The organism is Microcoleus sp. B9-D4, assembly GCF_036705105.1.
Classification (GTDB): domain Bacteria; phylum Cyanobacteriota; class Cyanobacteriia; order Cyanobacteriales; family Microcoleaceae; genus Microcoleus.
Genome location: NZ_JAUBTS010000022.1, coordinates 26421 through 47679 on the forward strand (window position 1 = coordinate 26421; position 21259 = coordinate 47679).

18 protein-coding genes and 1 tRNA gene are annotated in these 21259 nt (G+C 44.6%); 5 read left to right on the top strand and 14 right to left on the bottom strand.

Features of this window, described 5'->3' with window-relative positions; translation table 11 throughout:
- Window positions 1–555 precede the first annotated feature (555 nt).
- Window positions 556–1878, bottom strand: coding sequence for a four-carbon acid sugar kinase family protein (locus QUB24_RS15390; protein ID WP_333154011.1), 1323 nt, complete (start codon window positions 1876–1878; stop codon window positions 556–558).
- Window positions 1879–2093: 215 nt separating this feature from the next.
- The gene (locus tag QUB24_RS15395; RefSeq protein ID WP_333154012.1) at window positions 2094–2762 is read right to left on the bottom strand and encodes a hypothetical protein; all 669 of its coding nucleotides are present in this window, start codon (window positions 2760–2762) and stop codon (window positions 2094–2096) included.
- A gap of 96 nt (window positions 2763–2858) precedes the next feature.
- Between QUB24_RS15395 and QUB24_RS15400 the strand changes: the two genes are divergently transcribed.
- Entirely contained in the window at window positions 2859–4028 is a 1170-nt protein-coding gene (locus QUB24_RS15400; RefSeq protein ID WP_333154013.1) for an IscS subfamily cysteine desulfurase, read from the top strand.
- 177 nt (window positions 4029–4205) lie between these two features.
- On the opposite strand, the gene QUB24_RS15405 is transcribed toward QUB24_RS15400, so the two are convergent.
- Together QUB24_RS15405 and QUB24_RS15410 are read right to left on the bottom strand one after the other, a co-directional pair.
- Window positions 4206–5210, bottom strand: a complete 1005-nt coding sequence (locus tag QUB24_RS15405) for a glycosyltransferase family 2 protein (protein WP_333105422.1) — start codon at window positions 5208–5210, stop codon at window positions 4206–4208.
- A 52-nt stretch (window positions 5211–5262) separates the two neighbouring features.
- The gene (locus QUB24_RS15410; protein ID WP_333154014.1) at window positions 5263–5994 is read right to left on the bottom strand and encodes a C40 family peptidase; all 732 of its coding nucleotides are present in this window, start codon (window positions 5992–5994) and stop codon (window positions 5263–5265) included.
- A 108-nt stretch (window positions 5995–6102) separates the two neighbouring features.
- Between QUB24_RS15410 and QUB24_RS15415 the strand changes: the two genes are divergently transcribed.
- Window positions 6103–7041 carry a serine hydrolase gene (locus tag QUB24_RS15415; RefSeq protein WP_333154015.1) on the top strand — a complete coding sequence of 313 codons (939 nt, stop codon included), beginning with the start codon at window positions 6103–6105 and terminating at the stop codon, window positions 7039–7041.
- 154 nt (window positions 7042–7195) lie between these two features.
- Here the strand turns inward: QUB24_RS15415 and QUB24_RS15420 are convergent.
- From QUB24_RS15420 to alr, 4 genes are all read right to left on the bottom strand, one after another.
- A tRNA-Ser gene (locus QUB24_RS15420) sits at window positions 7196–7284 on the bottom strand.
- A gap of 109 nt (window positions 7285–7393) precedes the next feature.
- The gene (locus tag QUB24_RS15425) at window positions 7394–8521 is read right to left on the bottom strand and encodes a patatin-like phospholipase family protein (RefSeq protein WP_333154016.1); all 1128 of its coding nucleotides are present in this window, start codon (window positions 8519–8521) and stop codon (window positions 7394–7396) included.
- 47 nt (window positions 8522–8568) lie between these two features.
- The gene (locus QUB24_RS15430) at window positions 8569–9417 is read right to left on the bottom strand and encodes a mechanosensitive ion channel family protein (protein ID WP_333037311.1); all 849 of its coding nucleotides are present in this window, start codon (window positions 9415–9417) and stop codon (window positions 8569–8571) included.
- A 400-nt stretch (window positions 9418–9817) separates the two neighbouring features.
- Complete coding sequence (gene alr / locus QUB24_RS15435; protein ID WP_333154017.1) at window positions 9818–11020, bottom strand: alanine racemase; 1203 nt, start codon at window positions 11018–11020, stop codon at window positions 9818–9820.
- Window positions 11021–11280: 260 nt separating this feature from the next.
- On the opposite strand from alr, the gene QUB24_RS15440 reads away from it, so the two are divergent.
- The gene (locus tag QUB24_RS15440) at window positions 11281–12969 is read left to right on the top strand and encodes a peptidoglycan-binding protein (RefSeq protein ID WP_333154018.1); all 1689 of its coding nucleotides are present in this window, start codon (window positions 11281–11283) and stop codon (window positions 12967–12969) included.
- A gap of 149 nt (window positions 12970–13118) precedes the next feature.
- Here the strand turns inward: QUB24_RS15440 and QUB24_RS15445 are convergent, their stop codons facing one another.
- Window positions 13119–14492: a hypothetical protein gene (locus tag QUB24_RS15445; protein ID WP_333154019.1), complete on the bottom strand. Its 1374-nt coding sequence runs from the start codon at window positions 14490–14492 to the stop codon at window positions 13119–13121.
- Window positions 14493–14544: 52 nt separating this feature from the next.
- The gene (locus QUB24_RS15450) at window positions 14545–15183 is read right to left on the bottom strand and encodes an alpha-ketoglutarate-dependent dioxygenase AlkB (protein ID WP_333154020.1); all 639 of its coding nucleotides are present in this window, start codon (window positions 15181–15183) and stop codon (window positions 14545–14547) included.
- 34 nt (window positions 15184–15217) lie between these two features.
- On the opposite strand from QUB24_RS15450, the gene QUB24_RS15455 reads away from it, so the two are divergent.
- The gene (locus QUB24_RS15455; RefSeq protein WP_333154021.1) at window positions 15218–15427 is read left to right on the top strand and encodes a hypothetical protein; all 210 of its coding nucleotides are present in this window, start codon (window positions 15218–15220) and stop codon (window positions 15425–15427) included.
- Between the two features lie 55 nt (window positions 15428–15482).
- Here QUB24_RS15455 and QUB24_RS15460 read toward each other — a convergent pair whose 3' ends face one another.
- The 4 genes from QUB24_RS15460 to QUB24_RS15475 form a co-directional block, all read right to left on the bottom strand.
- Window positions 15483–16502 carry an S-layer homology domain-containing protein gene (locus QUB24_RS15460; RefSeq protein ID WP_333154022.1) on the bottom strand — a complete coding sequence of 340 codons (1020 nt, stop codon included), beginning with the start codon at window positions 16500–16502 and terminating at the stop codon, window positions 15483–15485.
- Window positions 16503–16809: 307 nt separating this feature from the next.
- A complete protein-coding gene (locus QUB24_RS15465; protein WP_333154023.1) occupies window positions 16810–17691 on the bottom strand; it encodes a hypothetical protein in 882 nt (293 codons plus the stop codon).
- 235 nt (window positions 17692–17926) lie between these two features.
- Window positions 17927–18532 carry a DUF1517 domain-containing protein gene (locus QUB24_RS15470; protein WP_333154024.1) on the bottom strand — a complete coding sequence of 202 codons (606 nt, stop codon included), beginning with the start codon at window positions 18530–18532 and terminating at the stop codon, window positions 17927–17929.
- A gap of 466 nt (window positions 18533–18998) precedes the next feature.
- Window positions 18999–19541, bottom strand: a complete 543-nt coding sequence (locus QUB24_RS15475) for a hypothetical protein (protein WP_333154025.1) — start codon at window positions 19539–19541, stop codon at window positions 18999–19001.
- Between the two features lie 356 nt (window positions 19542–19897).
- On the opposite strand from QUB24_RS15475, the gene rfbB reads away from it, so the two are divergent.
- Entirely contained in the window at window positions 19898–21004 is a 1107-nt protein-coding gene (gene rfbB / locus QUB24_RS15480; protein ID WP_333154026.1) for a dTDP-glucose 4,6-dehydratase, read from the top strand.
- Window positions 21005–21259: the final 255 nt, after the last annotated feature.

Sequence of the window (21259 nt, forward strand, 5' to 3'; positions counted from 1 at the left end):
CTTGCTTTCTGAAAGTGATTTATTAACTATAAGACTATATATTAGGACTGCTCCATCAAAGTTGAAACGGTAAAAATACTGTTTTTTTTAGATGATAGTTTCCTGACCCTCTCCAATAAAACCAGTAAATTTCACTCTCATATTAATTTGACAACCGCATATTTACTGATAATGCGTTCCGATCGATTAATTTAATAAATAGCACCTATTAAACTTGTTTATGCTTCCGCCAAATATGTCGCATCGTACCAAACCACAGCAGCATTCTATGCTTCCGCCAAGATACTTCCTTCGGTACAGCTTCCGCATCAATTTACTAAGTGTAAGTCCACAAAAGGCATCGCTATCCAACCAGTCCAGACTTTTTCTAATACCTGTTCTTTGATGTTAGTTGCTCTTGGTGCGGAAATGTGGTATCTAAGTCCAAGATGATATGTACCGGGCTGGAGGTCATAAAAATAATAGAAGCCTCCAGCTTGGTATCGATCTTAGAACCCCGACTTCTTAGAGAAGTCGGGGTTCTGGGTGTTCTGTTTTTTTAGATTGGTTTGCTGATTACTTGCTCAGCCGCTTGTAAACCGTAGCCAAAGCATGGCTATCCCCCACATTTCCCGGAAACAAAACAACTGGCAAATTGGGAAACAGAGGATGATTAGCCTCGGTTTTCACCACCGAGCAACCTGCGATAATTTGACCGATTTGCCTGACACTTTTCAGCGACAAACCTGTACTCAAAACATCATTAGAAGTAATGCCGCCCTTGCTAATCAAAAACCCGATATCGGCAGGCAGTCCCCGCACGATATCCATCAATAAAGCAGAAACCGCCTCTCCAAATTTTAACCGGATTTCCGCATTTTCAAATTCGAGTTCCTTGCGGCTGGTATAAATTACAGGCGTTTTGCCATCGGCATGAGAAGTGCGGGCTTTTTCGAGAATTTCATCGAGCAGTTGGGTGCGATACTCAGGTGAATCTTCTAACAAGTGAGATACATCTATTTCAATGCTAACTATATTGGGTTCTTTTAACAAGCGCTCCAATTGTTCAGTAGTTTTCTTAACGTGGGAACCAACTATTACGGCACCGGGTTTGCCGCCCCTGACGTATTTTGCCATTTCGTCGGCTGCTACTGGCTGCGGGCCGAGGTCAGCTAAGGATGTTAAAATACTTGCTGCACTGCGGAATAAAAACTTTTTGCCTTGACTGACTGCATTGAGAATGTGTTTGGCAAATTTGTCTAAATCGCCTTGGCTTTGGCCGTCAACAACTGCACATTGGTTGTCTGTCATGTCCATCAGTCGATCTAAACTTCCGTAGCGAATGTCTCCGAGTAAAATGCGATCGACTGCATCAGCGGGGATGCGACCTTTGGTTTTTTCTTCTACATAGTCTGGCAGGTAACTGTGACTGTACCCGAAGACTGAATCTTTGGCAAATTCGGTTTCGTGTACTGGTGTCGGGACGCTGTTAACTATTAGGTAGTGGACGCTGTGGCGGGTAATTCTGCCTCCTTCAAAAAAGGCGGGAATTAGAAAATGGGCGTCGAAGGGGCCGAGTTCTTCGGCGATCGCGTCGGTTTCGATGGGATAGTGACCGCGCAGGGTAGAATCGGAACGGCTAACTATTAGGAAGTCTTCGATTTTTTCGCTGGCGATCGCCCTTTTTAGATTTTGGCACACTTCGCGGGTGACGGAGGCTGCTTTTTCGGGAGTTAGCGATCGAGTATTTGTCAGTATGAAGAAAATCGGGCACTTGTCCCGCAGCCCCAAACGCAGGGTGTCTTCGTCCCAACGTGTCAGCAGTAAGCAACTGTGCACGGTTTGAGAACCTGTCGGATCGTCGTCGAGAACTATAATCTTGGGTTTGGCAGAAGACATACTGACCTGGTTGTTAACGTCACCTTTCCAAGATATCCTTACCTGTTACGTAACAGGAAAAAATTTACAATAATTATGATATTTTTTTAACAATTCTCCTAATTCATAATTTTAAAAAGGTCTTTGAGTTCGAGTGGAACAGGCATCCTGCCTGTTGCGGTTCAGTAAGCTGCATATTGCTACGGGGTAAGAGGCGCACGCAGCCTTGCACGCTACTAACTTTTGCCATTTTTAAAATTAGCAGCGTTTCGATCTTGCAACTTTTTCATTTCTGCTTGAACTCCCACGGCTACTTGCAAAGCTTCGTTGAGCAATCGCCCCGGCTGGCTCGATTTATCGCTAATTTGCAGGGCATTCAAAGTTCTCAAATTATTGGCAAACAATTCGGAGTTAGTAGCGACAAATTTTTTGTTTTCCCTGAGAATTCTTTCGGTTTTCAAAGCTCGAACTAAATCGTCTCTGATTAGCTGCAAGGCTTGAATGACTTTTGCCCGATCGCCGATTTTGACTCCCGCATTGCCAGCATCTTCTATCCGATCATTAATGGCGATCGCTTCTATTATACCATTATAGCGATCGACATCATCAAAAAGATTGATTAAATCTTTGTTTTGCCGACTGCATCGAATTTTCCACCCATCCTCAAGGATTAAACCGAGTATCGCAGCTAAGTGGAGGGCGAACCACAACAAATAAGCTCTAGGAAATATCGCAACCAGTAGCCAACAACTGATTAGAAGCAAAACAATTAAACCGACTGTTTTCAAAGCTTCGCGGGCAAACTTAGTCGCTGTCGGCGGGCGGTATACGCGATCGGGCCCCGCGCCGGTGAGATGCTTGAGCTCACCAACAGTAATTTCTAATCCCTGAATGTCAGCTCGCATAAATCTTTACAAATATATGTTAATTATAAAGTTTTGTAGTAGAACAAGGGGCTCGTCTACAATAAACCTAACACTTTTTTCAGCGAAAACTGCACTATGTCCGCACGTCCTATATACCTCGACAACCACGCCACAACCCCCGTAGATCCACGGGTACTTGATGCGATGCTGCCGTATTTCACCGAACAATTCGGCAACGCAGCCAGTATCAACCACGTCTACGGCTGGGAAGCAGAAGCAGCGGTAAAACAGTCACGACAAATCATAGCAGAAGCGATCAACGCCTCCCCAGAAGAAATTGTTTTTACCAGCGGTGCAAGCGAAGCAAATAACTTAGCGATCAAAGGTATCGCCGAAGCTTATTTCAGTAAAGGAAAGCACATTATCACAGTAAAAACCGAACACAATGCAATTCTCGACCCCTGTACCTATTTGCAAAAATTGGGGTTTGACATCACGGTTTTACCGGTGAAAAGCGACGGGCTGATTGATATAGGCGATTTGATCAAAGCGATTCGGGCCGAGACAATTTTGGTTTCAGTGATGACGGCTAACAACGAAATTGGCGTCATCCAGCCGATCGCAGAAATTGCAGCAATTTGTCGGGGAAATGACATTCTTTTCCACACAGATGCGGCACAGGCGATCGGCAAAATTCCCCTCGACGTAGAGGAGATGAATATCGATCTAATGTCCTTGACAGCCCACAAAATCTACGGGCCAAAAGGGATCGGTGCTCTCTACGTGCGCCGCAACAAACCGAGAGTGCAGCTAGCGCCACAAATGCACGGAGGAGGCCACGAAAGGGGAATGCGATCTGGAACTCTCTACCCGCCGCAAATAGTTGGGTTTGCCAAAGCAGTAGAATTGGCAATTGCGGAAATGGAGTCGGAAACAGAACGAGTGGTTAATTTGCGGCAGCGTTTGTGGGAAAATTTGAGTGAATTGGGCGATGTTTTTCTCAACGGTCACGCTACTAAGAGATTGCCGGGGAATCTCAATATTAGTGTAGGCGGCGTTGACGGTCAAGCGTTGATGTTGGGTTTGCAACCGGCGGCGGCAGTTTCTTCGGGTTCTGCTTGCACTTCGGCGAAAATATCTCCATCTCATGTTTTAGCAGCGATCGGGCGATCGGACAAATTAGCTTATGCTTCAATTCGGTTTGGTATTGGCCGGTTCAATACCGAAGCCGAAATAGATGCAGTAGCCGAACACGCGATCGCAACTATTCAATCTCTCCGACAAGCTCAAAAAGTGATGAGTTAGAAAGTATTGGTGTCAACTTAAGCCTAAAACCCACTGTCTCTCTCATTTTTATCAAAGTCTCGATCCCCCTAAATCCCCCTTAATAAGGGGAGTAGGGGTTGACTATGAACATACTCTTGTCCCCCCCTTATTAAGGGGGGCTAGGGGGGATCGGGAAGATGAAAAAAAGTCATTTAGTTACTTAGAACCAAACACCTCGCGCACCCGATAAATCGGTTTTCCCTGCGACTCGTGATAAGTCCGCATCATCACTTCAGCCAACAAACCAAAACAAAATAACTGCACGCCCGTTAACAGCAAAACCACAGCCAAAATCAGCAAAGGACGATTGCCAATACTTTGACCAAAAGCAAATTTCAGGAAAGTCAAATAAATCCCTAAAACCGTTCCCAACGTCATAGAACTCAGTCCCAAAAGTCCAAAAACGTGCATCGGTCGAGTCAGGAACTTTTTCATAAAAGAAATAGTTAACAAATCCATCAACACCCGAAAAGTCCGCCAAATTCCGTACTTACTTTGACCGAAACGGCGGGCGTGGTGTCGCACCGGAAGTTCTGCAATTCTAGCCCCTTCAATAAACGCCAAAGCAGGCAAAAAGCGGTGCAATTCCCCGTAGAGATTCAAGTCTGCTGCCAACTCGGATTTATAAGCTTTCAAAGAACAGCCGTAGTCGTGCAAAGTTACGCCTGTAACGCGACCAATTAACCAGTTAGCAATTTTAGAAGGAATCAACCGACTAATAGTATTATCCTGCCTATTTTTCCGCCATCCGCTAACTAAATCGTAGCCTTCATCTAACTTTGCCAACAATAGCGGAATATCAGCCGGATCATTTTGCAAATCGCCGTCTAGGGTAACAATAGCACGACCGCGAGCGCGATCGAAACCTGCCGACATGGCAGCAGTTTGCCCGTAATTGCGGCGCAAAATTACAGCACAAAGGTCATCGCGAGTGCTGGCTAACTGCTGGAGAAGTTCAGCAGAACCGTCCTTAGAACCGTCATCTACACAAATAATTTGATAGCTGAGGCCAGATGGTTGGATAGAAGAGGCGATCGCCTCAATCAAATGAGGCAAACTTTCCACCTCATTATACACCGGCACCACCACCGAAACATCGAGAACAACCTCAGCCTCAGCTTGCTGTCTCGCCAATTTTTCCAAAAATAATGCAGCGTCCATTTTTTTATTCGATAATATCAACAGTCAACCGTCTACAGTCAACCGTCAACAACTAATTAGGTTGATAACTTGCCACAACTTTACCATATCCCCGCAATTGCTGGTAATAAGCTTGACTGACTCGATCGCCATCCTCCGACAAAACATCGATACCGATACCGTTGCGGCCTTGTGCTTGTCCCGAACTGTGAATGTAGCGATTATCTCCGAGATATAATCCTACATGAGTGGCTTTTTCGGGCGTACCAAAAAATACTAAATCCCCCGGTTCTAAAGCAGTGATACTAATAGGTTTAGTAAAAGCTTCCTGCTGATAAGCATCCCTCGGCAACCAGATGCCCGCAGCCACAAAAGCAGCTTGCATCAAGCCCGAACAATCATAATTCGGCCCGACTGTACCGCCCCAAAGATAATAATTGGATTGGTTCATAGCCTCGCGAGCGAAAGTAATTACAATTGGTAATTTTTCCTTGATTTGGGCCTCAGAAACCACCAGAGGATGATACACTGTTTCTGCCACATCGAGCAACTCAACATCTCGAATATCCAGCCATCCCGGATAATCATCTTCGCACAGGCGCACCATCACAGCCGTTGTATCCCCCTGAAAAACCGAGTCTATGCCATTTCTCCCCCCCGACCTAAGCTGGGGGGGGTCAAAAAGGAGCAAATGTCGCCCTAGGGCTGCTTGAGTTGCCAATCGATCGCACTTTGGGGAATCGTAAATATTTATGTGCGATCGCGCCCGGTACTCCACAACATCAGATAATTGATAATTGGCCATTGCTAATTGCTCATTGTTTGCTGTTAATTGTTCGCATTTATTGTTCGCATTTAACGATAGATTGCCATTAGCTGCTAGCCGTTAACCGTTAAGCGTCAGCCATTAACCATGACATTTTTTCACAAAGACGAACAATTAGAAACCCTCGGCAGTAGCATTATAGACTCCGCATTGTCAGAATTTACAGGATTAAGTGGCGATCGTACAGCCATTACCTGGATAGTCTACGATCCGCCGGTGCGAGTCAATACAGGCGGCGCGCTGAGTGCAGAAGAATTTTGGAAGTATCAACCGCGAGGTTTTAGCGCTAGAGCTTCCCAACGAATTTATCCCGCCAGCATCGTCAAATTATTCTACCTCGTTGCCATCTGGGAATGGGCGCAAAAAGGCATGATTCAAACATCGCCCGAATTAGAACGCGCCGTCCGAGATATGATAGTTGATTCCAGCAACGACGCCACCAGTTTAGTAGTAGACGCCCTCACCGGCACCACCAGCGGCCCAGAATTATCACCCGCGCCCTTTGAAACTTGGAAACAGCAGCGAAACATCGTCAACCGTTACTTTCAATCATTGGATTGGCCAGAATTAGAAAATATTAACGTCAATCAGAAAACCTGGTGTGACGGCCCCTACGGTCGCGAGCGAGCAGTTCTGGGAGAATTAATGGAAAATAGAAATATGCTGACCACAAATGCAGCGGCGCGTTTGCTGCACACTATAATCGGCGGCGTAGCTGTTTCTGCCCAAGCATCACAAGAAATGATGGGTTTAATGAAACGCAGTTTAGACCCAGCAGAATTAGAGGCAGATCCCGAAAATCAAGTTACAGGTTTTTTAGGTGGCGGATTGCCAGAATCAGCAAAATTGTGGTCAAAAGCGGGACTGACAAGTCAAGTTCGTCACGATGCTGCTTATATTGAAATATCGGGTTTGCGGCCGTATTTGTTGGTTGTATTTACCGAGGGGAAAGAGAATAGCAAGAATGAAGAAATTTTGCCATTTATCTCGCGGCAATTTGTCGAAGCGATGAAGACATTGAATTAGATTTAGTAGTTGATTATTGCGGCTAGACTAGACTTGAACTGCAAAAATAATTGGGACGGGCTAGAAGCCCATCCCACAATAAAATTTTGTGGGATGGGCTTCTAGCCCGTCCCAAAATTTGATTAAAAGGAATTTTTTCCTAGAAGCTCTAAAACGGAGAGGGAGGGATTTGAACCCTCGAAGGATGTTAACACCCTTAACAGATTAGCAATCTGCCGCTTTCGACCACTCAGCCACCTCTCCAAGATGACAGTAACTAACTATAGCACACACATCTTATTTTTGCCAACCCCTAATTTAAAAATTCCTCAATCCCTTACTCTGTATACTTTTCGCGACCTCAACCTCCAGCCTATTCCCCAAAGCCCCTCGCCTTCAAGTGCTTTTCCCAACTAAAATTGGAACTCAAAAAGAACCTCTTAGTATACAAATACCCCAAGCGGTACAGGTGAGCCTTGCGATCGCCATCGAGATTAAAGTCCGTCGTCGTCACCCCAGCATCAGTCACATCAATATTAATCACCCTGCCTTTATCCATTTCCCGCTGGTGATAGCGGTCTCTTGCTTTCATCATCGTTCGGAACATCGCCGCCAGCATCGACAGCGGAGTATCAATCTTAACTTTAGTCTCAATTCCGGTATCGACTAATCGAAACCCAAAGGTAAACCAGCGCGGCATAGCAGGAGTCGCACCGACGGATTGTTTGTCATAAATCCACAGGGGGAAATTGCTCAAAATTCCGCCATCTACAATTAAGTCATCGCCGAGTTTTCCAGGTTCAAAAAATAGCGGAATACTCATCGACAACCGAACGGCTTCAGCCACGCTAAAATGTTCAGCACTTTGGAGTCGCAACTGCTCGTACAAAGGATCGGAATCCGTCGATTCTCGTCGGTGTAAGTCGTCGGGCAGCACCAACATTTCACCGCGAGTCAGGTTGGATACTACTACTTTTAATTCCCGGTCTTTTACGATTTGTTTGACATCGGCAAAAGTGTGCAAGTTACCTCGACCGAGCATTGCTTCCAGCCACTGCCGGAAGGGCTGCGCCGAATATTCTCCCATCTGACGGCTAACTGTTAGGAAAAGCAGCGTCCAAGCAGGAGATTGCAAGTCGTCGGCGGGGTCGCCGTTTAAAATTAGAGGACTGTTTTTTTTAGTTAAAAATATGCTGTAATCGAGCTGTCCTAAAATTTCCTCTAAGTCATCTATTGACAAGTCGGTTGCCAATACTGCTGCAGTAATTGCACCTGCGGAAGTGCCGGCCAATTTTCGCCAGTTGATGCCCAAATCGCTACAACACCGGAGTGCTCCTAAAAACGCAACTCCGCGCACGCCGCCGCCTTCAAAAACCCCGTCGGCATAGATGTGACCGTTTTCGTCGGGAGGGGGAAATTTGCTGAGAATTGTTTGTTTTTCGGTGGCAGTGATTCTGACACCGGGTTCTTGCAAAATTTGCTGGGGATACCACTTGCTCATGGGAAATACCTCGGATCAATTTTGGGTTTTAGATTTGAGATTTATATCTATTGTTCTTGATTGTTGTCGGCATCCATTGCCTCTTTGACGTATTGTTGAACTTGCGATCGCACTTGTTCGTAGGCCACCGACGCGCACCAAGGTCGGAGAGATAAAATAGTTGTATCGGGAGTAATCTCGGCCACCAAACAAGTCGGGGGCGGATTCTCCAACACCAGCGGGTGAGAGTGGGCAATTTCTAATAACTCAGCTACAGTTGGACGAATTGGCCGATCGCCAATATCAATCTTCAAGTCTACTCGCCTCGTTCCCATTGCCGTTGTATTTTTCAGTGTACCGTTAAACAACTGATTGTTCGGGACAATAATTTTTATGCGATCGTCTGTCACCACCGTTGTTGAAAAAATCCCGATGCTGTCCACCACTCCCTTAACATCGCCAGCTTCAATCCCATCCCCGACTTCAAAGGGCCGCAAACTAATCAACATTACCCCAGCAGCAAAGTGCGACAAAGTATTTTGCCACGCCAAACCAATGGCTAAACCCGCCGCGCCCACCACCGCAACCACACTGGTAGTTTGAATTCCCAACTGACTCAAAGCGGCGACTACTCCCACTACCAAAATCGTAATTTCAGCAGCTTGAACTAAAAATTTCCGCAGCGTGGCTTCGGTGCGACTCAGTGCACGGCGAGTCACGCGGCCCGCAAAGCCGATCGCAAATCGCGTAATTAACAAAATGCCGATCGCCCACAGCAGTTGAGGTACAATTTTAAACCCCAATTCTACGAATTTTTTCGAGAATTCTTGGGCTACTTCCAAGGCTTGTGTTCTTTCTGCATTTAGCTGAGAATAGAATGTTTGGGCTATTGGTAAAAACGTCTGAATAACTGTCATGTTAATTTGGAATTGGGAATGGGAAATTGAAAATTGCAGTCTCAGTCTTATCGCTTATTCCGAGAGTCCGACAGGGGTTGAAAACCCTGTCTCATAGCTAAAGTCCTCTAAAAGAGGACTAATACCCATTTAATGTGAATTTTCACATATCTCGCTCCCCCTCGCATACCCCCTACTCCCCCTTAATAAGGGAAGTAGGGGTTGACTTTGATCGGAATCTTGTCCCCCCCTTAGTAGGGGCGGTGCTAAGAGTGCCCGCCCTCTTGGCTAGGGGGGATCGGATTCTATGTAGCCTCATAAAAATTGGTATAAAGTCGATAATTTTATCCTTCAAACTCTTGAGTCGGTTTTAACCGACTTTAGCTATGAGGCAGGGGTTTAAACCCCTGCCGGACTATTGTTAACAGTTTACTGCTACGCGGGGCAATCGGTGTTTAAAACCGCAGAGAATTTCCCACGAAATAGTTCCTAAAGTCGCGGCCCAATCGTCAGCAGTAATGTGATATTCCCCATCTTTGCCCAACAGCGTCACCACTTCGCCGACTTCTAAATCGGGAATATCAGTTACATCCAGCATTAATTGATCCATCGTCACCGCGCCCACTTGCCGCACGAACTGACCCCTGACTAAAACCTGCATTTTATTAGAAAGATTGCGCGGAATACCATCTGCATAGCCGATACCAATTACGGCAATCTGTGTCTGCCGCTGAGCTATAAATTGATAGCCGTAACTTACGCCGGTTCCTGCTTCAATTGTTTTCACCTGGGTTACTCTAGCTTTTACCTGCATTGCGGGCTTCAAATTGGATCTCGACTGCAAGTGAGGAGCTGGATATAGACCGTAGGTAGCTAAACCGACTCGCACTAAATCGTAGTGCAAATCCGGGTCAGCGAGGGCGGCAGCAGAGTTTGCTAAGTGGAGGCGAGGGGGGTTAATTCCTGCTATTTTAATTTGCTCGATCGCCTGTTGAAACCGCTGGTGCTGGTCTCTCATAACTGTGGGGTCGGGACTGTCTGCAGTCGCCAAGTGAGAGTAAATACTGGCTAATTTTAAATTTGGCAACCGCTTGACTAATTGCACAAATTCTGTTGCTTCCTGCCAGGGCGTACCCAAGCGAGACATTCCCGTATCCAACTTAGCGTGAACTGGCAAAGATTGGTTAAGACCAGCGAGAACTTCCGAAAAAATTAGGGCTTGTTTGGCAGTACAAATAGTCGGCTGCAAGTGCCATTGGGCGATCGCCTTTACCTGTTGGGCTGTATGGGTTGCCCCCAACAGCAAAATCGGCGCTTCTATCCCAGCTTCTCGCAATTCTATTCCTTCGGGAATTGTCGCCACTCCCAGCCAACTAGCACCTGCTTGCAATGCTGTTTGACTGACTGCAACAGCACCGTGCCCGTAAGCATCCGCTTTCACAACGGCCATCAGTTCCGTGTGGGGAGATAAGCGATTTTTAAGCTGTTTTACATTGTGAGTTAAAGCTGCTAAATCGATTTCTACCCAAGCCCGCTGGCATAGTCCCCCGTCACCTTCCCACAGCAAAGTCTGGCGGGATTCTTTTGTCGTTGATTCTGCGGTTGTTTGTTCCCCACTCCACATTGTCGATCGCTCCTACTTGCTTACACCATTAAAAACTGCTCTCAAAACTGCTAGGATATTTTACCCTAAGTTTGATTATAAGATTTTTCCTTTAATCAATGTTATACAAGTTTGAAAAAAGAATGCAACGGTCGGCAAGCTGCAAACCCATATTCCATAAGTCATTCCCCATCTAAAATCTAAAATCTAAAATCTAAAATCTAAAATCTAAAATGGTATTAACTGGTGTATCATAGCACCAAAAATACCCGGTAAAAACTATGGACGGACTAGCCTACCTACATTTAGCTAAAACTTGGGAAACGGCTACAAATCAGGCTTTCAAGGGCGGGCAAGATGCCCAACCCCTACTCCCCACAAACAACAACTTAAACTCTTGTGGAACAGGCATCTTGCCTGTTCATGAAAATGGTACAAGATGTCTGCTTCAAAGAACTAACTCAAAAATGCACCTAAAGTTAGCCTCTGCTCCTTTACTTTTCTTTACGATCGCTCTCACAATTTTAAATTTAGTCAATCCCGCACTCGCCATCAAAAAAGGTGATTCAGGCCCCCAAGTAGCCCAACTTCAGAAAACTCTACAAAACGCAGGCTATTTTCGCGGTAAGGCTACAGGATTTTACGGTTCTCTCACCCAGGCTGCTGTGAAAAAGTTTCAAGCAGAGAACAACCTGAAAGTTGACGGAATTGTCGGCCCTAAAACCTTGTCAGCGCTGAAAGGTAAGCCGGAAGAGGGGAGTATTGAAGCTGCGGAAAAAATCGCGCCAAATGTCGATCGACCTTCGCCATCTCCTACCGCCACAGAAAACACAAACGAAGTCGAAGATAAAACTAAAACTCAGCCCCCAGAACCTCTATTTCAAGAACCATCTTTGCCACCTTTTAAAACTGAAAATTCCGAGGATAAAAAAAGTGAATCACCAACCACAAGGCTAGTAAATCCTCCCGACAACACTCAAGGAAAAATGACCTTGAAAAAAACAATTTACGGCAACATCTCGCCAAAATCAATAGTTTATTCGGGAGACGGCTTGTTTTTTGCTCAAAACATGATGTACCGTCACACCATCACAGTTTACGACAGGAACTTTAAATTAGTCAAGACTATTCCCGATACAGTAAACTTGTCGAAGTTCGGCTTTTCTAAATTCAAAGGCAATTATAAAGGATCTCCCGTAGAAGCCGCTTTTTCAACTGATGGCAAATATGCCTACGTCTCCAACTACAAAATGTACGGTTCTGGGTTTAGCAATCCGGGAACCGACAGGTGTTCTCCAGCCGCAAAACACGACCAAAGTTTTCTGTACCGCATCAATACCAAAACTTTGAAAATAGAAAAGGTAATTCCTGTAGGTGCAGTGCCGAAATTCAATGCTGTTTCGCCTGACAATCGCTTCGCCCTGGCTAGCAATTGGTGCAGTTGGGATTTGAGCATAGTTGATATCAATAAAAATATCGAAATCGAGCGGGTGAAACTGGGTGCATATCCTCGCGGTATTGTTGTTACTCCCGACTCAAAAAATGCCTATGTTGCCATCATGGGTTCTTCCGACATTGCGAAAGTAAATCTGATAGACTTTTCGGTAGAATGGCTGAGAAATATTGGCAATGCGCCGCGTCATTTGACGATAGATCCTAACGGAAAGTATCTTTATGCCACTTTAAATGGTGAAGGAAATGTGGCCAAAATTGACCTACAAACTGGTAAAGTGGTGGACAAAGTTTCGACAGGAAGAGCACCTCGCAGCATGACAATTTCCGATCAGGGAAAACTACTTTATGTGGTGAACTATTTCTCGAATACTGTTAGCAAAGTTAGGACGAGCGATATGAAAGTGCTGCAAACAGTGAAGGTTAATTCAAGCCCGATCGGGATTACTTACGATCCGGAAACTAATCAGGTTTGGGTAGCTTGCTATTCGGGCAGTATTATGGTGTTTCAAGATTAATTTAGCTTGTTTCTATGTTCACTCAAGCGTGGACTAAGAAAGAAGGACTAAAGTCCTTACTACAAAATGGTTCGGAGTGAGAACTTTAGTCCTCAGAATTAAGGCGGTAGCAAAGGTGACGATGCCTTTGCAACCGAATTTCATATCAATTACGAAGCTTTTAGATTAATTTTGTGCAAACTTATAAAAAGACAATCGATATCTTTACTACGAGGTACTAACTTATCTTTTCCAGTTAAGAGATGTTGTGTGATTAGTGGTGGAATGGGAAAGCAAGCTTTAATTTTAGTATCTTTAGCTTGAGGGCAATAAATTTCAAAATCATCTCGATTACTTACTTGTTCTTTCAATCGATCGATTATGGTGGTGTTTTGGTTATAGTTACATAAATCAATAATTATTATTACACCACCTACAGGTATTTCATTAAGCAAAAAATTGAGATTTGTTTGAACTGTAGATATATTATAAATTTCATTCAAACAATTTTGAAAAATGAACATTTGGCTTTTTTGAATTGTTGTTTTGATTGAGTGAAGAGAATTAGATTCGCATAAATCTAGGTAATTACTATTTAGCTTTAAATCTCCGGACCAGTATTCCGGTATCACAAATTTTTCGGTAATATTTCTGCTTAAAGTCCATTCCTCAGAAGCAATATCATATACATTAACAGTTAATTTTTTAATGTTTTGATACTTATCTGATAAGTATTTACTTAAACCTACGATTTCTGGACAGGGCCCTGCACCAAATAAGCATACTTCTAGCGTTTCATTTGTTAGATTCTTTAATAAATTTTGAGCGTGTATCATTTCTAATATTTGAAAATTCATGTACGCATAATGGGGATAATAACGCATTAAATAAACTGCTTGAATTGACGGCTCCGAATAATTTACTTTAACCTGATTCGATCTATAAGAATACCACAATTCTTCTGCGGGTTTTTGTAATGATTGTAAATAGTTTTCAAAGCTTCCCTGGTTGTTTTTGTGATAAAAGTATGTCGAATTTTCTAATCCATCTAAAATGCAATTGTACAATATTGTCTTTCTTGTCTTTTTGATTGGTTTTGCTACTTCAGTTTTAACAGGAATTTGAGGTTTAATTTTTATGTCTTGAATTTTAGGATTAGCAATTACATTGTGCAGACTTTCTCGCTGTATATTGAGAGATTTAACCTCTTCTTTAAGCCGCTCTACTTCGCTCACAATTGAGTTGTATTCTGCTTCAATCGTGGTTTTTGATTTAGTTTTGCTATCAATTGCCTGTACAAGTTTTATTCTTTTATTTTTCAGGCTTAAAATCTGATTTTCAATGCTTTTTAAATTTTCGGCATGGCTGCGGATATTTTCAAGTTCTCGGTCAGATTTTTTGCTTAAAACGAAGGCACTACTAAGGGTGCTAATTGTCGCTATACCACCGATGGCAGCACTTTTAGGAATATTTTTTTCTACTGCTATACCCAAACAAAAAGCAATACTAAAGCTTAAAGTTCCCAATAAAAGTAGATTTTTCATAACTCAATGAACCCTGATTTGATAGCAGCGCTGAAATTTTATTTTATTTGTTTTAAACTGGTTTGATAACTCTAAAAGTTAGATTGATTCTCGGTTCCACAAATTTAGAAGTTTTAGGGATTTGATGTTGCCAGCAGTGCTGGGTTTCACCTTTCATCAATAGTAAACTACCCTTGGGCAAATCCAGATTAATTTTGTAGTTTTCTAATGTTTTATGTTTTAAGGAAAATCGGCGAGTTCCCCCAAAGCTAATTGAGGCTATAATAGGATTTTCACCTAATTCTGGCTCGTCATCGCTATGCCAGGAAACGCTATCTTTACCGTGACGGTATAGATTGAGAAGCACGCTATTAAAAGTAACTTCTGATATCTCTTCAGCCTTTGATTTAATTAATTTGAGTGTGGGAGTCCAAGGATCGGGATGCTGTTCGATGCCGGAATATGTATAGGATTTGCCTTCATCTCCATACCAACCTGTAAGTCTGGGTAAAGGTATCTTTTTTCCATAAAAATGAATAATGTCCTGTTTCCAGTTAATACTAGAATATAAATCTGAAAAAAGACGATCGCTTTCTTCCATACTAAAAAAATTGGGATAAAAGATCACTTCTCCATCAGTATCAATAACTACTGTTTCTTGAACATCGCTGCTATCTAGCTGATTATCCCCAAGTCTTATCTGATGATACATAATAATTGCCTCAAATCGAATCAATGAGTGTGGAATGATGATTTGGCATGATTCCTGTGATTTTAACATCGATCTCAACTGCCCGCAAACCCAAGAAACCGGGTTTTTGGCTGATTCTGTCAGCTATGAGGAAGTATTGTCGCAAAAAACCCGGTTTCTGACGGCTCGCAAACTCAAGAAACCGGGTTTTTGGCTGATTCTGTCAGCTATGAGGAAGTATTGTCGCAAAAAACCCGGTTTCTGACTACCCGCAAGCCCAAGTCAGACTAATAGAAAAAAGAAGGGCTTCATTCCTATAATTAAAGCCGCACAACATACTCAGAAGCCTTTGCAGGTACTTGGCCTTTTTTTGCCATAGCTTGGTAAATCATGGCGGCTACTTCAGCGCGAGTTGCTGTTCTATTAGGCTGCAAAAGTGCGCGCTTCGGATGGTTGACCACAATGCCAGCTTCCGTGGCTGCTGCTACTTTGTTAACTGCCCATTTCGGCACTTTTTTCCTGTCTGTATAAACTTGTAAAGTTTTGGTTGTTTTTGTTGAGGGTTTCAGGCTCAAACCGCTCGCTAAAGCTGCGATGACTTCGACACGGGGAATATTTTTGTCGGGACGGAACTCATTGTTTGGGTATCCTTTAAGATATCCAGTTGTGACGGTGTGGTCGATCGCAGGAGCGACAGGACTCTTGTCTTTTACGTCTTTAAAATCAATGGGTTTTCGGATCGGCTTTTTGTCGTCGGACATTCGCTGAATTAAGCGCGCTAGTTCGGCTCGCGTCATCGGTTCGTCGGGACGAAATTTGCTGTCGGTGAAATCAGTAAAGATTTTCCGATCGACTAAAGCGACAATGAACGGACGCGCCCAATATTTGTCTGGAACATCGGATAATATAACGGGCCCAACTTTGGGTTTAGCGCCTTTGGGTTTATCGCCTTTCGGTTTGGTAATTGCTGGATTGGGAGTCGATCGCGCAATTGGCTTCGGAGGAACAACGATTACACCCACCGGAGGAGTTGCCGGTAAAATCGGCCCTAAAGGTGCCACAGGTGCGACATCCGGTTTTGACGGAACGGGGGTTGTCGCGGGCGATCGCAAATCCGAACTTGGCGATTCTGGCGTTAATATTCCCGGAGTCGCGGGAGTAACAGCAGGCTGAGAGAAAACGGCTGGAAATTGCCAATTTCTGGCATTCAATCGATCGGGATTTTTACCTGTTACCCAAAATAAAATTGCTCCCATCGTGCCGAAGGCAACCAAGATAGCAATCAATTCATCCAATCCTAGAGGATTTCTTTCCCCTGACGGGGGTTGTGAAGAAGACATATTGTCACCTACATATCACTGTAGAAATTAAATCACATATTTTTTGGGTCTGGGGGAAACAGAGAAGGCTAAATCAATTATTCCAAAGTTTTCATTCTCCATACCTGCGGCGACGGGGCATCGGGAGGATGTAGCAATCTTAAATGAATTGTAAAAAGATGTAGGGGTAGTGCTAAGTGCCTACCCCAGCCTCCTGGGGCAACCACGGGGGGTTTGCCCCTACAAAAATTACACAAATGATGCGAGGATTGCTATAGATAAAATCAACTTTTACCGATGTCAGTTGCTAATTTTTGTACTCTTCAACTCAGCGCCTTCTACTCCCGAAAGAGCGATTCCGACTCGGTTGACGAGAATTTCTGCCGCTACCAAAACTGGGCTGCCGCTTGTTTGGATTTTGACGTGGCTGTGGCGATCGCCTCAAAGTGCTGCCACCGTAACCCGAACCGGTCGATCGATTGCCATTAGGACGTACTGAGGGTCTTACTGGCTGGTTGTATGTGGGCGATCGCAAGCGGCCGGTCGTCCTTAAAACTTGACGGTTTCTCACCTCTGGAGGCGGAGTTCGGTAGCGAGTTTGATATTGGTTAACAGCTTGACCGTAAGTATTACCATACCCGCCATATCCTGTCATAATTCCCGGCTGATACACTGGCGGCATATAATATTGCGGTCTAAATAACAAACTGCCGATCGCCTGACCGGCCACAGCTCCAGCAAACGGTGCCCAGAAGCCAGATTGCTGTCGCACTACTACGGTTTGTGGCTGACCGGTTTGAGGATTAGGAACAGTTTCGGTAACGTTGTGAACGTACTCTATTTTAAAATCTTCTGTCAAATGCAAAACCGCTTGATTGTTATCCACATTTAGATAACTTTTCTTGCCTGCCGATATTTCTTCATTTGTTAAGCGAGCCATTTGCAAATCCCTAGTGCGGTAAACTGGGGGACTGCCGGGGGGAGTATTCAGCAACATCAAACTGTATTCGCCATCCGCATCGTCGTAGGTAGCTTGCTGTACAGGATATTGACCTTGAGCCAAGTTATTATTTGGTGCAGGACGCACAGTGTTAATATTCGGATTTACCCCAGGATTTGTAGAAGTTTGTGTGCGAGGTGAACCGCAGCCGGTTGCCGTCCACAAAAAAGTTAAAGCCATTAAATAAATTGTCAGTTTTCGCAGCATCATAAATAGTAATTGGTAATGAGTAAATACGGCCTATTCCATCTTGAACAAATACAGTAGCAGATATATTGTGTGATGTTAATCTGTAAGGTGCGTCGCTGCGATCTCTTGGATAAAACTTGCAGATTGTGGGTGGCGACGCACCGATGCTTACTAGAAAATTGCGTGTACTAGATATAGATGGAATGTGCTGTAGTAATTGGTAATTGGTAATTTCTCCCTCTTCCTTCTTCTTTCCTTAAATGGGAATAAGTTCGGGGAAATTGACCAACACTTGGTCGTTGGTAAGTTCGTCTCCCAACTGTGCGGGAGAAAAGTGAACTTGCACAGCTCGGAGCCTTTCTTGGTAATGTAAATTAATCAGTGCTTTTAAACCGACTTTCAGCGCGCTGATGTCCGCAAGGTCAGTTTCTAGGGCCGGAACTTCGCCTTCATAGGCAACTGTCAGCATCACCACCACATTTCTAGTTACCGGCAAAGACAAGGGGGAATTTTTATCGTAAACAGATGTACTGTATTGAGGCTCGCTGAGATAGCGATCGGCTGAATCAATGAAAAGTTCATCCACATAATCGCCCGCTTCGCCTTCATTCCAAAAAACATCGCCTTCATTGGCGGCTGCTTGCCAGTAGTTGTCGTACTGCAACAGGTGATTGCAAATTTCTACAAGACCTTCTCCTAAAACTGCTATGTCGCCATCGGCATCAATTGCTTGTCTGGCGGTGCGGTTGAGAACTCCTAACAGCGGTGCAACTTCTTCGCCTGTTAGGTAAACGAACACCCGGCAAACTGCCAGTCGAGTTTTACCTGTAAATTGATTGAATCGATCGCGCCAAGCATTCATAATAACCTATAGTTGTAATCTGTATGGCTATATTTCCCACCATAGCAGGGGATTTGAACTCTTGCCGTCTACCCTCAGATTGATCTGAAGAGTATTTTTAGCGATCGCCTCGGCTGCCTACTGTCTCGCTTTGACTCATCTAATTTTATAGCAGTTTTGAATCGGATCAAATACAGTTCAAATACAGTAGGAAAACCGCACAGCCTTGTCCTGACGGAGAGCGGCAACTTTTAATAATTGCTATGAGATTGATGATTGTAGGAAGAGTTTTTTTAATTGATATTAATTCAGCGCTCGTTTGCTGAGCCGGAATATGATATTGTGTGCGATCGATTCATCTGCCTATTGTTCGCAGTGCTTCGCGATCGCCATGACAAGAAATTGTAGGGTAGATAATTTAGACTCAAAAAACCTCCAATCTTGCAAGATTGGAGGTGCGCTAAGCGAATACGTTGGTTTGAGATAACTATTTGACGATCGCGCTTTGGACTTGTTCGATCGCAATTTCAGAACTCAACTCAGCAACTGGCGAAACCGGCAAATCCAGCTCGCCACCTGGAGCTTCTGGGTGTTCGCGAACGACTGCAACCGCATTTGCTGACTCAGCTACAGCACCCGCCGCCGCCAAATCGAGCAAGGCAGGAACTTCCATGTGTCCAGAAACACCTGCATCTGCGATCGGAGCCGACTCTTCAAAAACTTCAAAATTATCGGTCATCGCAGCGCAAGCAGCAGAGGCGCGCTTGCCGGCACGGTAGCTCATGTAGGCCGCACCGCCACCCACAACTCCAGCCAAACCTAGGAAACCGAGAGCTGCTGTTTTGTAGGATTTCCACGGATTAATGCGCTCCGAGCCGCCGGAACCTAGGAGGGTTGTCGCAGAACCAGATTTAGCAGCGCCAGATTTGCTGTAGGAACAGGGGAAAGCAGATGCGGCGTCACCTATGGCGATGCTGCTTGCGATCGCGACTACGGAAGCAATGCCAGCTAACACTTGAAACTTCTTCATGATGTTCTGGAGATTGTAAAGGATAATTAAAAAATTAATGGTAACAGCTCTTTACAAATCTATCAACTCTGCGCGCCGCCCATATCGAGAATCGATCGCAAAAGTCAGCTATAGCCTCACCCAATCAAATTTAAATTTGCCCGCTCAAAAATCTGCAATGTTTGATATGTAGGCGTTTGGACTAAGACAGGGGTAGAATTTCCAGTCAAGTGATCCAAGAGTTTGATCGCGCCCAAATTAGAAAATCTGAGGTGAGACAGTAGAAAATTTAATTACAGAGCGGCAAACACTTGGTGACAAACTACTTTTAAGGCTACTTTTGTAAAGGCTTAGTTATTGGAATAACTCTTATTTTTATGACAGACAACGCGACTCAAGGCATTGAGCGATACCCTCGCCGATTGTTGGTGACGGGGGGGGCTGGATTTATCGGCTCGAATTTTGTCCATCACTGGTGCAAAAGCTATCCGGGCGATCGAGTAGTCGTACTCGACGCTTTAACCTACGCCGGAAACAGACAAACCCTGGCAACTTTGGAAGGAGGCGAAAATTTTCGGTTTGTGCAGGGGGATATTTGCGATCGTACCTTAGTCGATACCTTGCTCAAAGAAGAAAACATCACCACAGTCGCGCACTTTGCCGCAGAATCCCACGTTGACAGGTCAATTATCGGGCCTGCCGCCTTTGTTCAAACCAACGTTGTCGGAACCTTCACACTGTTAGAAGCCTTCCGCAAGCATTTTGAAGCAATTGATGAGGCATCTCTCAAAGCACAAATGCGCTTCCTCCACGTTTCTACCGACGAAGTTTACGGCAGTCTCGGCCCCGATGACCCAGCCTTCACAGAAACAACAGCCTACTCGCCCAACAGTCCCTACTCCGCCTCCAAAGCTGGCAGCGACCACCTCGCCCGCGCCTATTTCCACACCTACGGCGTCCCAACAATTATCACCAACTGTTCCAACAATTACGGCCCCTATCACTTCCCCGAAAAGCTCATTCCATTAATGTGCATCAATATGCTATTGGGCAAACCGCTACCAGTTTACGGCGACGGTCAAAACGTGCGAGATTGGCTCTACGTTCTCGACCACTGCCGCGCTTTAGATGCCGTTATCCACCGCGGCAAACCAGGGGAAACCTACAATGTTGGCGGTAACAACGAGGTAAAAAATCTCGATTTAGTAAAAATGCTGTGCCAGCTAATGGACGAATTAGCTTCTGATTTGCCCGCGCGTCCTTGCGAACAATTGATCGCATTTGTCAAGGACAGAGCGGGGCACGATCGGCGTTACGCTATTGATGCCACCAAAATTAAAACAGAGTTAGGTTGGACTCCCTCAGTAACAGTTGAAGAAGGTTTGCGACAGACTGTAGAATGGTACTTAGCCCATCGAGAGTGGTGGGAACCCCTGCTTTCGGAGGAATATCAAACTTACTACCGGAAAGTCTACTCTAACTAATCTCCTCCTGGACGCACCGGCTACAAAAAACCAGAACCAGTAAAAAACTGGTTTTCCAGCTCAAGAGTGCGTCCAGAAAGGTTTCTGTCTTGCCTTCAAACTTTACATTTAAACTCCCGGCGCAAAAACCCGGTTAGAGAAAGGAAAATCTTTCGTTAAGTGCGATCGATCCGAGTTAAAAAACCTGTTTTCTTTGGTCTTTGCTCCTAACTTCAGATTTAATTAGGTGCAGGTGACTATCACACACATTCCCCC